The sequence below is a fragment of the Asticcacaulis sp. EMRT-3 genome, assembly GCF_030027245.1.
Lineage (GTDB): Bacteria > Pseudomonadota > Alphaproteobacteria > Caulobacterales > Caulobacteraceae > Asticcacaulis.
The window spans coordinates 1-12,611 of sequence record NZ_JASERT010000004.1; the positions used below are offsets into that span (position 1 = coordinate 1).

10 protein-coding genes are annotated in these 12,611 nt (G+C 61.3%); 5 read left to right on the forward strand and 5 right to left on the reverse strand.

What is annotated here, in order from left to right; translation table 11 throughout:
• A partial coding sequence (locus QB905_RS14925) for an ATP-binding protein (protein WP_282975996.1) occupies window positions 1-1,311 on the reverse strand: 1,311 nt, incomplete at its 3' end.
• Window positions 1,308-1,967, reverse strand: a complete 660-nt coding sequence (locus tag QB905_RS14930; protein ID WP_282975997.1) for a response regulator transcription factor — start codon at window positions 1,965-1,967, stop codon at window positions 1,308-1,310. The genes QB905_RS14930 and QB905_RS14925, both read right to left, overlap by 4 nt.
• 110 nt (window positions 1,968-2,077) lie before the next feature.
• Here QB905_RS14930 and QB905_RS14935 point away from each other — a divergent pair, with 110 nt between their 5' ends.
• Both QB905_RS14935 and QB905_RS14940 read left to right on the forward strand, forming a co-directional pair.
• Window positions 2,078-2,704, forward strand: a complete 627-nt coding sequence (locus QB905_RS14935) for a DsbA family protein (RefSeq protein WP_282975998.1) — start codon at window positions 2,078-2,080, stop codon at window positions 2,702-2,704.
• A 48-nt stretch (window positions 2,705-2,752) separates the two neighbouring features.
• Entirely contained in the window at window positions 2,753-3,406 is a 654-nt protein-coding gene (locus QB905_RS14940; protein WP_282976000.1) for a class I SAM-dependent methyltransferase, read from the forward strand.
• Between the two features lie 20 nt (window positions 3,407-3,426).
• On the opposite strand, the gene QB905_RS14945 is transcribed toward QB905_RS14940, so the two are convergent.
• The 3 genes from QB905_RS14945 to QB905_RS14955 form a co-directional block, all read right to left on the reverse strand.
• Window positions 3,427-3,909: a methyltransferase family protein gene (locus QB905_RS14945; RefSeq protein ID WP_282976001.1), complete on the reverse strand. Its 483-nt coding sequence runs from the start codon at window positions 3,907-3,909 to the stop codon at window positions 3,427-3,429.
• 22 nt (window positions 3,910-3,931) lie between these two features.
• Window positions 3,932-4,723: a sulfite exporter TauE/SafE family protein gene (locus tag QB905_RS14950; RefSeq protein ID WP_282976002.1), complete on the reverse strand. Its 792-nt coding sequence runs from the start codon at window positions 4,721-4,723 to the stop codon at window positions 3,932-3,934.
• Window positions 4,724-4,959: 236 nt separating this feature from the next.
• Window positions 4,960-5,745: a FadR/GntR family transcriptional regulator gene (locus QB905_RS14955; protein WP_282976004.1), complete on the reverse strand. Its 786-nt coding sequence runs from the start codon at window positions 5,743-5,745 to the stop codon at window positions 4,960-4,962.
• Between the two features lie 303 nt (window positions 5,746-6,048).
• On the opposite strand from QB905_RS14955, the gene QB905_RS14960 reads away from it, so the two are divergent.
• From QB905_RS14960 to QB905_RS14970, 3 genes are all read left to right on the forward strand, one after another.
• A complete protein-coding gene (locus QB905_RS14960) occupies window positions 6,049-7,365 on the forward strand; it encodes an MFS transporter (RefSeq protein ID WP_282976005.1) in 1,317 nt (438 codons plus the stop codon).
• The gene (locus tag QB905_RS14965) at window positions 7,362-8,981 is read left to right on the forward strand and encodes a glycoside hydrolase family 43 protein (protein ID WP_282976007.1); all 1,620 of its coding nucleotides are present in this window, start codon (window positions 7,362-7,364) and stop codon (window positions 8,979-8,981) included. Before QB905_RS14960 ends, QB905_RS14965 begins: the two co-directional genes overlap by 4 nt.
• Before the next feature lie 492 nt (window positions 8,982-9,473).
• A complete protein-coding gene (locus tag QB905_RS14970) occupies window positions 9,474-12,452 on the forward strand; it encodes a TonB-dependent receptor plug domain-containing protein (protein ID WP_282976009.1) in 2,979 nt (992 codons plus the stop codon).
• Window positions 12,453-12,611: the final 159 nt, after the last annotated feature.

Genomic DNA, 12,611 nt, shown 5'->3' on the forward strand with positions numbered 1-12,611 from the left:
TGCCAGACGCATTTCGGCGCGTAACCCGCCGGAGGGGCGAGTCTCAAGGTGCAGACTGCCGCCCATGCGATCCATCGCCATGTCAACAATGGCCAGACCCAGACCACTGCCGACGGGCGACCTGTATTGCCCGCGAAAAAAGCGGTCGCGAACCTTTGGCAGGTCTTCGGGCGGAATACCCGGCCCGTCATCTTCGATCACCATCGCAACCCAGTCTTGCGCATCGTGCAGGCTGACTCGCACAGGACGCCCGGGTGGCGCATGATTGCGGGCATTGTCGAGCAGATTGCGCGCCGCCAGAGCGAGCCGTTCGGGCGGCACACGCAGTTGGGCGCGCGCCAGTTCGGGCGCGATCTCAAATCCGTCCGCCCCCATATCCATCGTCAGGGCGGCGAGAAAAGGCCCCATGTCAACGGGCTCTGCCGCATCGTCTGACCGACCATTTTCAACCCCCGTCAGATCGGTTAATTGCCGGACAAGACGGGCGGTGCGGTCAACGCTGATGATCATCTGGTTGAGGGCCTGAAGCCGCACAGCCTCCTGCCTTGCCGCAACCGCAATCTGGGCCTGGGTTTTCAGCCCGGCTATCGGCGTGCGAAGCTCATGCGCGGCGAAGGCCGTAAAATCACGTTCATGGTCGCGCGCGGCGGTCACCCGGTTCAGTAAGCCATTCAGGGCATCGACAAGGGGCCTGATCTCGGTCGGCAATCCGCTGGCGTCGAGCGGCGTCAGATCCGCAGCCCGACGGTGCGACAAGGTATGGGCAAGCCGGCGAAGCGGGGCCAGACCGCGCTGCACGCAAAGCCAGGTGAGCAAGGCCAGCACGGGCAGGATCAGCAAAGCGGGCAAGGCCAGGCCCCGGATCACATCTGATGTAAGCCGGTCGCGCATGGCCAGACTGTCGCCGACCAGAACCCGCACCCCTGTCTGGTCATCGACGGTGGCATAGACACGCCAGCGCGCGCCATTGATCACGGTGTCGGAAAATCCGCTTTTGGCAGGACTCATGGGGGTCACCGGCGCCGAGCCTGACCGGCCGATCAGGGCACCGTCCAGCGACCATATCTGACAGGCCAGTTGCCGCTCATAGGGCCGGTGCGCCGACAGGGTGCCGTGATTGAGGCGCGCTGAGGCATCGGCGGGCGTGACCATCAGGGATTGAACCATGCGGGCCGCCTCAATGAGGCGCGCGTCAAGGACATGTTCGAGCTTGGCGCGGGTGCTGAGGTCGATCCAGACAATGCCTGACAGCCAGACAAGGCCGGTCATCAGCATTAAAACCAGAAACAGCCGACCTCTGATGGATGTCATGATGTCGCCAGCCGGTAGCCCAGGCCGCGCACGGTTTCAATCACCCCGGCCCCCAGCTTGGCGCGCAAATGATGAATGTGCACCTCTACGGCATTGCTTTCAATGTCTTCCTGCCAGCCATAGAGGCGGCTCTCCAGATGCGATTTGGACAGGATCTGCGTGGGCCGGTCGGTCAGGGCCTGAAGAATGGCAAATTCGCGCCGCGACAAACGTGCGCTGCGCCCTTCATAATGCGCCTCCTGCGTCAGCGGCTCCAGACTGAGGGCACCGCAGACGACGATGTGCTGATCACCGGTCGGGGCGCGGCGCATCAGGGCGCGCAAACGTGCGGCCAGTTCATCGAGATCAAACGGCTTGCCCATATAGTCGTCAGCGCCTGCGTCCAGACCGGCAATCCGCTCCGGCACACGGTCGCGCGCGGTCAGCATCAAGGTACGGACATGCGTCCTGTCGGCCTTCAGGGCCCGCAACAGATCCATGCCTGAGCCATCCGGCAACATCAGATCGAGCACGGCGACATCGAAATCGCTCACCGCCAGCGCCGCCAGCCCTTCGGCGCAGGACGCCGCGCCGGTCACGGCGAAACCGGCCAGACCCAGCCCGACCTCAAGACCATTCAGCAGGACGGGATCATCTTCGACCACAAGCGCGCGCATATCGTTCCTTACCACCTTCTCGTAACGGACATTTATCGGCCAAGCTTAAGCCAGCCTTAAGGTGCCCGGTTCAAGCCGGTTTATCCGACATATCTATCAGGAGAGTTCAATTGTCCGTCATCTCGCGCCGCCTGTTTGCGGCTGCCGCCGCTATCGTCCTGACCAGTTTGGCCCTGCCCGTTGTGGCCGGGGCTCAATCCCAACCCGTCACAAAAGACCTGATCCTGAACGATCCCGCCGCCCCGGTCGGCGGCAATCCCGATGGCAAGCTGACGATTGTCGCCTTCATGGACTACAACTGCCCCTATTGCAAAGTCAGCGCGCCCGCCCTCAACCGGATCGTGCGGGAAGATCACGATATACGTCTGGTTTACAAGGACTGGCCGGTCATCCGCGCCACCTCGATGGACGGCGCACAACTGGCCCTGGCGGCGAAATATCAAGGGCGGTACGTTAAAGCCCATGATGCGATGATGGCGATACCGGGCAGTCATCTCACCAGAGCCCAGATGCTTGCCGCCTTGCGCAAGGCGGGCATCGATATGACGCGGCTGCAAAGCGACCTGAAGACCCATCGCCGCGACATCGACGCCCTCATCGCCAGCAATGGCGCTCAGGCCGACGCTCTGGGCCTGACCGGAACGCCGACCTTCCTGATTGGCGGATACCGCGCCGCCACGCTTGATTATAACGGCTTTGTCCAGGCCGTAGCCAGGGCGCGCGCCGCGCCACAGTGACGGTGCGCCCGCCTTGCCTGTTCATGTCTGAGCCTGTAGGATTGCCGAATGACCAAAAATGCCTCTGATCTTCCGCCAAATCCCTGGAACAGTCGCTTTGACCGGGCCGACTATCTGTTCGGCACCGAACCGAGCGCCTTTGTGAAAGCAAATGCGCATTGGCTCACTTCGGGGCTCACTTCGGGGCGCGCGCCTGCCCGTGAGGTTTTTCTCCCCGCCGACGGTGAAGGCCGCAACAGCACCTATCTGGCCGGACTGGGCCACAAGGTCACAGCCTCCGACTATTCGACGGTGGCGCTGGAAAAGGCCCGAACCTTGGCCGCCAGCAAAGGCGTATCGGTCGATTTTCGTCAGGTGGACCTGAATGGCTGGGCCTGGCCGCAGAGCCGGTTCGATGCCGTCGTCGCCGTCTTTATCCAGTTTGCCGATCCGTCCTTCCGAACGGAAATATTCAACGGTATCAAAGGCGCAATCCGGCCCGGCGGCCTGATACTGCTGCACGGTTACACGCCCAAACAGCTCGAATACAAGACGGGCGGCCCCTCGCAGGTCGAGAACCTCTATACGGAGGCGCTGCTGACATCGGCTTTTGCAGGCTGGCAAATCCACCGCCTGACATCGTATGAGGCCGATCTGACGGAAGGGGCAGGCCACAATGGCCGCTCCGCCCTGATCGATTTCATTGCCCGAAAGCCAGACTAGATCGCTCCCCGAAAGATGCGTCAGAACCACCAGATCCAGCGCGGCGTCGTGGCGCAATATTCCCGCCAGTCATCACCAAACCTTGCCGCCAGATGGCGCTCTTCGCGGGCAATGGCCAGTTGGCCCACCAGACCTGTGCTCACAATCGTCATCAGCAAAAGCCAGGGCCATGCGAGGGCAAGGCTCAGACCGGCAATGACCAGCGTATTGCCAAGATAGATAGGATTGCGCGACTGAGAAAACGGCCAGGCGGTCACGAGATGCGAGGCGGCGCGATTGGGCAGGATGGTGGTTCTGGCACGGTGCAGCGCCAGCATGGCGCCGAAATCCAGAACAAGCCCCGGCACGATAAATAGTGCGCCCAGAGCACGACACCACAGCGGGATATGCAGGTGCCAGACCGGCACGAATTCTTGCAGGGCCCAACTCGCGCCGAGCGCCAGCCCATAGATGACCGGCGGCCAGGGAATCCGATTGGGCGCAGTATCCTGAGAAATGGTCATACGGATCCTCGTGTTCGTGGCCTCATTTGCCAAACAGGCTGCTGGCGCTTCGGTACAGGACATAGATGGCGACCAGAAAAATCAAACCGGCAAAAATGCGGTTGAGCGCATTTTTATTAACCGACAGCCGGGTGGCCAGCGCAGTGCCCAGCCAGCCGCCGCCGATGCCCCCGGCGATAAATTCTGCCGCGACCAGCCAGTCCACCCATCCTGACAGCGCGTAGTTCAGGGCCGTCACAAGGCCGAATGTCCCAACCGCGAACAAAGACGTGCCTACCGCGTTAATCGTGGGCATTCCGGTTGCCAGAATGAGCCCCGGCACAATCAGAAAGCCGCCGCCAATGCCAAAAAAGCCCGACGCAAAGCCGGATGCCAGGGCAACGGCGCCGGTCAGAAAACACATTCGGCCATCGACCGTCCGGGCGACGCCGTCAGTCTCACGGCGCGGGCGCAGCATGGCCACGCCAACCGCAAGCATGACAAAGGCGAAGAGAAACAGAAGCGTCTGGCCGCCCACGGCCTTGCCAAGCGTCGATCCCGCCAGGACGCCTATGGTGCCGACAAGCCCGAACACCAGCGCGCACCGCCACCAGACCGTGCCGCGTCTGGCGTGGCCGATCAGCCCGGAATAAGCATTGGCCGATACCGCCAGCGCACCTGTGCCTATCGCCATGTGCGGATCTTTTATCCCGACGACATAAAGAAGCAGCGGCGTTGCCAGAATGGAACCGCCGCCACCGATAAGGCCGAGGCTGAAGCCGACGAGGCTCCCCGACCCGATGGCTGCGATCACTTCGCCGAGCCAGTTCTCCATGTACCTCTCCTGCCTCTGCGCCAAACATTGATCGCCGCCAGAGCGAACCGGATCCCGCTATTTTACGTTTTACCGCATCTCGCATTCAATTTGTAAGTCAAATGAAACGCGCATTGCTCTGGACTGTAACCGCATGACGCCCGTTAGCAATGGAAGAAGGCCCGGACAAGCTCACATTTTTTTATCCCAAAAGATGGCTTTAGCCCAAAAGATGGAGTCACGTTTGGGAAAACGCCCTACGCCTCGAAGGGTTTTGACGGCAGGTCTTCGAGCGCGTCCATGTGCAGCAGATCCTTTACCGCCAGCCGGACGAGATATTGCATACACCAGTGCGCCTCTTCGGCATCGCGCTGCTGAATGGCTTCGAACACGGCCAGGTGGGCCGGAACCGGGTCCCTGCCGAGCAGATTGTGCCTGATCTTGTAGCGCGTCGAAAGCGCCACCGTGGCGCCGATCGAGGCGTTCAGGGCCGAAAGCTGCTCATTGCCCGCCGCCGCCATCAGGGCTGAGTGAAAATCCATATCGGCCTGTAAGCCTGCGTCGGTCAGCAAGGTGTGGCGCGCCATCCCCTTCAGGGCTTCCGACATGGCGTCGAGGTGCGCATCGGTGCGTCTTTGCGCCGCCAGCCGGGCGGCGGCGGGCTCAAGAATCAGGCGCATCTCGAAAAGGTTTTTGACGAGCTGTTCGTCAGGTGTGGAGGCGAACATCCAGCTCAGCACGACCGGATCGAGCATGTTCCACTGCGCCCGGTCGGTGACGCAGGTGCCGCGCTTGCGGCGCGGTTCCACTATGCCCTTGGCGGCCAGAGTCCGTATCGCCTCGCGTACGGCCGAACGCGAAATGGCGTACATATTGGCCATGTCGATCTCACTGGGCAAGACCTCGCCCGGCAGCCAGCGCCGCCCCAGAATGTCGATACCCAGCTTCTGCGCCAACTGGGTGTGCAGTTCTCCCGGCTTTCCCGGCGTCAGGGCGTCGTCTTCCGAATCGCTGGCCAGCCGCTTGCCGCCGAGTTTACTCATGGGTTGCTTCTCCCGCCTGTTCGCCATGCGCTACGCTATCTGCATTCTTTATATATGGCCATATATATGGAAAGATCGCGCGAGTCAGGTCATGGCCGGGATTTTCCTTATATTAGGTCAGACCATAGTCTGACAATAAGCGCGGTCACGAAGATTGCATGGCCCTGAATGGCTGGACAAGGCCAGTTAGCCGCATACCCAGACTTGAACAAGTCAGACATAATATGTTAGGTTTGCGACCAGAACGCCCGCAGAACGCCCGCCGCCTGACAACAGGCTGAGAGGTGCGCGCAAACAGAGCGCATGTTGAGCCAGGGCGGCGGGGGCGGAATGCTGAAAGGCAAGGGCGGCATAAGGTGGTGGATCATCAGCCTGGTCATGCTGGGCACCGTCATCAACTATCTGACGCGCAGCGTGCTCAGCGTCGCCGCGCCGACCATGATGGCTTCGCTGCATATGAGCGAACAAAATTACGGCGTCATCACCGGGGTTTTTCAGTTCGGCATCATGCTGCAACCGGTGGCGGGCTATATGCTCGATCTGACCGGGCTGAGGCTGGGCCTGACCCTGTTTGCCATCGCCTGGGGACTGGTCACAATGGCGCACGCGCTGGCCGGCAACTGGCAGGGATTGGCGTTTCTGCGCGGCCTGCAAGGCTTCGCCGAAGGCATAGCCCAGCCGGGCGGGCTGAAGGTGGTGGCCGAATGGTTTCCCGCCAGGGAACGCGGATTCGCCAGCGGCATCTATAATATCGGCGCTTCCGCAGGCTCGATCCTGGCCCCGCCTCTGGTGGCCTGGGCCATTCTCAGCTACAACTGGCAGGCCGCCTTCATCATCTCCGGCGGCCTGGCCCTGATCTGGGCCCTCGCCTGGTTTTTCGGCTACCAGACGCCCGACCGCCACAAACATCTCTCCGGGGCGGAACGCGCCTATATCCGGGCGGGCCAGAATGTGGGCCAGGACGCCATCGGCCAAACCCAGCCTGCTGTCATGGTGCAAAAGCCTTCGCCGCTGCGCATCCTGCGCCAGCGCAATTTCTGGGGCATGGCCATCGCGCGCTTTCTGGCCGATCCGACCTGGAGCACGCTGGTCTTCTGGGTGCCGCTCTATTTGAGCACGGCGCGCGGCTTCGACCTGAAACACATAGCGCTTTTCGCCTGGCTGCCTTTTGTGGCGGCCGATCTCGGCTGTCTGTTCGGCCCGGCCCTGGCGCTGTGGCTGCAAAATCGAGGCGTCAGCCTGATCAATGCCCGGCGTGGGGCCTTCACCATCGGCGCGTGCATGATGCTATGCGTGCCGTTTGTCGGCCTTGTCGCCAGCCCCTATATGGCCATCGCCCTGCTCTGCGTCGGGGCGTTCGCCCACCAGACCCTGTCGGTCAATGTCATCACCCTGGCGTCGGATCTGTTTGCACCCCATGAAGTGGCCACAGTGGCCGGCATGGTCGGCACCGTGGCCAATCTCGGTGCCTTGCTGATGTCGGTGGCGATGGGGTTTCTGGTGGCGAAGACCGGCTATGGCCCCTTTTTCATGCTGATCGGCGGACTTGATCTGATCGGCGCGGCCTGGCTGTGGCTGATGATCAGGCCCGTGGCCGCCGCGACGGAGCGCCATCCATGATCCGCAACCCTGTTCTGACGGGTTTCAATCCCGACCCCTCTTTCCTGCGCGTCGGCGACGACTATTATCTGGCCACCTCGACCTTTGAATGGTTTCCCGGCATCCAGATCCACCATTCGCGCGACCTGGTTCACTGGCGTCTCGTCAGCCGCCCGCTCAACCGGCCTTCACAGCTCGATCTGCGTGGCGTGCCCGATGGCTGCGGCCTGTGGGCGCCGTGCCTCAGCCACAGGGACGGCCTGTTTTTCCTCACCTATTCGCTGGTGCTGCGCTATGGCCGGACAACGGTCAGCGGGGCGGACGGACTGGCCTTGCGCGACTTTCACAATTTTCTGGTGACAGCCCCTTCGATCGCGGGCGAATGGTCCGATCCCGTCGCGCTCAACAGCAGCGGCTTCGATCCGTCGCTGTTTCACGATGAAGACGGCAGGAGCTATCTGCTCAACATGCTGTGGGATCACCGCTCCGGCCAGCAGCATTTCGCCGGTATCCTCCTTCAGGAATACGACATTGCCAACCGGGCCCTGGTCGGCGAACGGCGCATTATCTACAGCGGCACGACGCTCGGCTTCACCGAAGGCCCCCACCTGCTGCGCCGCAATGGCTGGTATTATCTGATCGTCGCCGAAGGTGGCACGGGCTGGGATCACGCCGTCACGATGGCCCGGTCGCGCCATATCGACGGCCCTTACGAAACCTGCCCGACCGGCCCCATACTGACAAGCCGTGGCCACCCCGACAGGCCGCTGCAAAGGGCCGGACACGGCGATCTCGTCCAGGCCAGTGACGGAAGCTGGCTGATCGCCTATCTGTGCGGCCGCCCCGTGCCCGGTCGGGCCTGCTGCGTCATGGGGCGCGAAACGGCGATCCAGCCCATGCGCTGGCGCGATGACGGCTGGCCGGAAACCCTGAACGGCGACGCCCTGCCCGCCCTGGTGGCCCCAAGCCCGCAGCCCGTGGAAACGCCCCCGCCCGACGCGGCGCACCGCGACTTTGACCAGCCCCACCTGCCCGGCGAGTTTCAGTGGCTGCGTTCGCCACAGCCCGAACGCCTGTTCAGCCTGACGCAGAGGCCGGGCTTTCTGCGTCTTTTTGGCCGCGAAAGCCTCGGCAGCCAGTTCGAGCAGGCGCTGGTGGCCCGCCGCCAGCAGGATTTCTGTTTTCAGGCCACCACCCGGCTCGACTATGCACCGCGCAATTTCCAGCAATCGGCGGGGCTTGTCCTCTATTACAATGCCCGCAAATACCATTATTGCTACATCACATGCGATGAATCCACCGGACGACGCCTGCGTCTTATGTCTGGTCTATCGGGTGCGGAAGGCGCTGAAGCCCGTACAGACAGCCTGCCCCTGAGCGATGGCCCGGTCGAAATCACGGCTGAGGTCATCTATGACCGCCTGCGCTTCGGCTTCCGTCAGGGCGAGACGGCGGACTGGACGTGGTTTGCGGTGACGCTCGACATGTGCGCCCTGTCGGATGAGGCCGGGCCGCGCGACGTGCCGAACTTCACCGGCACATTTGTCGGCATGGCCTGCCAGGACATGTCGGGCGAGCGGCTGGCCGCCGATTTTGACGGGTTCTGCTATCAGCCCTTGCCCGCCGAATCTGCCTGAAAATCGCCCGCAAAAACAGGTTTCTATATTTTACGTTTTTCCGCATTGCGCATGGCGGCGCTCATTTCGCCCATAGACGGCGAGATTCGACCACATTACATCATACCTTATAGATAGCTCATCTACAGAGACATCTATCTGAATTGCCATCAAGTCAGACCTAATTTTCTGAATCCTTCCGTGGGGGCCGTAAGGGCTAAAATGCACGGATTCATTTTTATATATTTGATTTAATTGATGTTATATCGATAAATCCCATAAAATTTTACGATTTACAGCGCAAAATTCCTGTGATGATGCAAATTTGTCGCGCTCATATAATTTTGTTATGTCTGCCATAAAGTCGGTTGCGTAATAGAACTCGTGCTTTTAAGGTCTGACATAACATCCGCGACATATCCTGTCCGGGTGCCAATCGGGCCGCCAGAGCCTGACCGGCAGGCCAGGCGCCATCCATAAAAATTGCCGAATGGCAAGGGAGAGGAAATCAAGATGAAAATGGGAAGCTTATTCCGCAGTTCTGACCGCGACGTGTCGGGTGCGCAAACGCCGTATCTCAAGCGCACATGGCAGATCGGCGGGGCCTCGATGCTGGCCCTGGCCCTGGCCACGAGTACGGCCTGGGCCGCCGATGCGGCCAGCTCCAAGCCCGCCGACGACACGACGGTCGTGGTCGTCACCGCCTCGCGCATCACGACGCGCGGCTTCAAGGCCCCGACGCCGACCACCTCAATCGATACGCTGGACATCGCCAATATGGCCCAGCCCAACCTGTTCACAACCGTGGCGCAACTGCCCTCGCTTCAGGGCTCCAGCGGCGTGGCCACCAACACCTACAGCACGTCGAGCGGCCAGCAGGGGCTCAGCTCCTTCTCCCTGCGCGGCTTAGGCGTCAGCCGCACCCTGACCCTGCTGGACGGCCAGCGCGTGGTGCCGGCCAATATCGGCACCGGCGCGCCCGACATCAGCCTGTTCCCGCAACTGCTGGTCAAGCGCATCGATGTGGTCAATGGCGGCGCATCGGCCTCATGGGGCTCGGATGCGGTGGGCGGCGTGGTCAACTTCATCACCGACAAGCATTTCGAGGGCATCAAGGGCAATATCGAGGCCGGGCAGACCACCTATGGCGACGACCAGCAGGGCCTGTATCAGCTTGCCTTCGGCAAGTCCTTCTTCGATAAGCGGCTGCACACCGAATTTGCCCTCGAATATCACCGCGAGTCGGGCGTTCCGGCCGGGGATTTCGGCGATTCCGCGCCGAATGGCCGCGGCTGGTATCGCAGCTCCACCCTGGTCAATACCGGCATCACCAATAACGGATCGCCGCAATACAGGTTTGTCGATCATGCCCAGTCCTATACCTATTCCAAATACGGCCTGATCACCTCAGGCCCCTTGCAAGGCATCGCCTTCGATCAGAACGGCAGTCCCTACAACTTCGTCTATGGCTCAAACGGCGTGCCGCAAAAGAATGCAGCGGGCGGGGTGACGGGCTGCTATGTCGGCTTCTGCGTCGGCGGCGATACGTCCGGCAATGTCGGCATCGGAGCGTCCCTGCAATCGTCGATCAACCGCGCGGACATCTATAACCGCACCTCGTTCGACCTCAATTCGGACAATGAGGTCTATTTCACTATCAACTATGCTAAGGTCGGCACGGCCAACCAGCCCAATCCGGGCTTTACCGAACCGGGCCTGACGATCCAGTGCGCCAACCCCTATGTGCCCACATCCATCTCGGCCCAGTGCGCCAGCAACAATATTACCAGCTTCAAGCTGGGTACGGTCACGCCCTTCCTGCCGAATATCCGCGTCAATACCGAACGCGAACAGTCGCGCTTCGTGCTGGGCGCCGATGGCCGGTTCAATATGTTCGGCACCGACTGGAACTATGACAGCTACTACCAGTACGGCAAGAACGTCTCCGACATCCTTGTCCACAATCTGCTGGTGAAAAGCCGCTTCACGGCAGCGATCAACGCCATCTCCCTGAACGGCGCTATTGTATGCGCCGATCCGGTGGCGCGCGCCAATGGCTGCCAGCCGATCAATGTCATCGGCGACGAAACACCGAGCGCCTCGGCGATTGCCTATCTGCAACCGGCGGCGGGGGCCTTCCAGCATACGGTGGAAACCCAGGAGGTGGCCAGCGCCAGCCTGTCGGGTGAGCCCTTCTCGCTGTGGGCGGGCCCCGTCTCGGTGGCCTTCGGTGCCGAAGCGCGGCGCGAAGCCTATCATGCCGTCGCCGATCCCTATGGCAATGGCGTGAGCAGCGAAAGCCCGTACAGCGCCGACTATCCCGCCGATCCGTTACTGAGCACCAGCGGCAATAATTTCTACGCCGGCAACTACCGCGACGGCAGAGGCAGCTACACTGTGGCCGAAGCCTTCCTCGAATTCAACGCGCCTTTGATCAACAACACCGGCTTCGGCGTGCTGAACCTCAATGCCGCCGGACGCGCCACCCATTACAGCACGTCGGGCAATGTCAATGCGTGGAAGGTGGGCTTCACCTGGGAGACGCCGTTTGACGGCCTGCGCCTGCGCACGGTCAGGTCGCAGGATGTTCGCGCGCCCAATCTGAACGATCTGTTCGGCCCGGTCACCTCGACCAACCTGCCCAACTTCACCAATCCGTTCAACAATACGACGCTCACCGTCTCGCAGAACAATTCCGGCAATGCCAATCTCAAGCCGGAAATCGCGCAGAACTTCGAATTTGGCGTTGTTCTGGCCAATCCGCACTGGGCGCCCGGCTTCAATGCCTCGATCGACTATTATGACATCAAGCTGGAAGGCGCGATCATCGGCGGCTTAAGCGCCGCCCAGGAAGTGCAGTACTGCTTCGACAAGTCGGTGCCGTCGGCGTGCAGCGCCTTCAATCTGGATGGCCCCAATCCTTATGTGAACGTGACCACCTTCAATGCCGGTTCGATCAAGACCAGCGGCGTCGATTACGAGCTGAGCTATCAGCATCAGCATCCGTTCGGTATGCAGGGCAATCTGGTCTTGCGTGCCCTGGCCACCAATGTGCGCGACTTCACCACCACCAACGCCCTGCCCGGCACCGTGGCCGTGCAGTCCGCCGGGGTCAATTCCGGGGCTACGCCGAAATGGAAGGCCCTGTTCGTGCAGAGCTACTCCACCAAGACCTACAGCCTGACGCTTCAGGAACGCACCTTCAGCGATGGCGTCATCGGCTCGCAATATGTGGTGTGCGACACCGGCTGCCCGGTTTCGACCTCCAACAACCCGACCCTCGACAATAACAACATGCCGGGCGCAACCTATGTCGATCTGGCCGGTTCCTACAATATCAGCAAGGGCGTCGTGGCCTATTTCAAGATCGACAATATGTTCGATGTGGCGCCCTATCCCATGCCGCAAACGGGCACCGGGCTCGATGTCAATCCGGCGCTCTATGACACATTGGGCCGCTTGTACCATGTCGGTGTGCGCTTCTCCTTCTAGTGTAGTGCCTGGCTAGTATCATGTCTGGCTAGTATCGTGCCTGGCGCGGATACACCCTGCCCGAAACCGGGTGTATCCGCCTGAATGCCTGCAAGACTTGCGATTTATGCGATCGGCCCTTGCAGGCCTCATGTTTCCGGATAGGGTCTGGAGCTCCCC

Bases quoted from the DNA above. Each gene is read 5' to 3' on its own strand.
- QB905_RS14930 (WP_282975997.1), bottom strand. From the start codon at position 1,967: ATGCGCGCGCTTGTGGTCGAAGATGATCCCGTCCTGCTGAATGGTCTT.
- QB905_RS14940 (WP_282976000.1), top strand. From the start codon at position 2,753: ATGACCAAAAATGCCTCTGATCTTCCGCCAAATCCCTGGAACAGTCGC.
- QB905_RS14945 (WP_282976001.1), bottom strand. From the start codon at position 3,909: ATGACCATTTCTCAGGATACTGCGCCCAATCGGATTCCCTGGCCGCCG.
- QB905_RS14950 (WP_282976002.1), bottom strand. From the start codon at position 4,723: ATGGAGAACTGGCTCGGCGAAGTGATCGCAGCCATCGGGTCGGGGAGC.
- QB905_RS14955 (WP_282976004.1), bottom strand. From the start codon at position 5,745: ATGAGTAAACTCGGCGGCAAGCGGCTGGCCAGCGATTCGGAAGACGAC.
- QB905_RS14960 (WP_282976005.1), top strand. From the start codon at position 6,049: ATGTTGAGCCAGGGCGGCGGGGGCGGAATGCTGAAAGGCAAGGGCGGC.
- QB905_RS14965 (WP_282976007.1), top strand. From the start codon at position 7,362: ATGATCCGCAACCCTGTTCTGACGGGTTTCAATCCCGACCCCTCTTTC.
- QB905_RS14970 (WP_282976009.1), top strand. From the start codon at position 9,474: ATGAAAATGGGAAGCTTATTCCGCAGTTCTGACCGCGACGTGTCGGGT.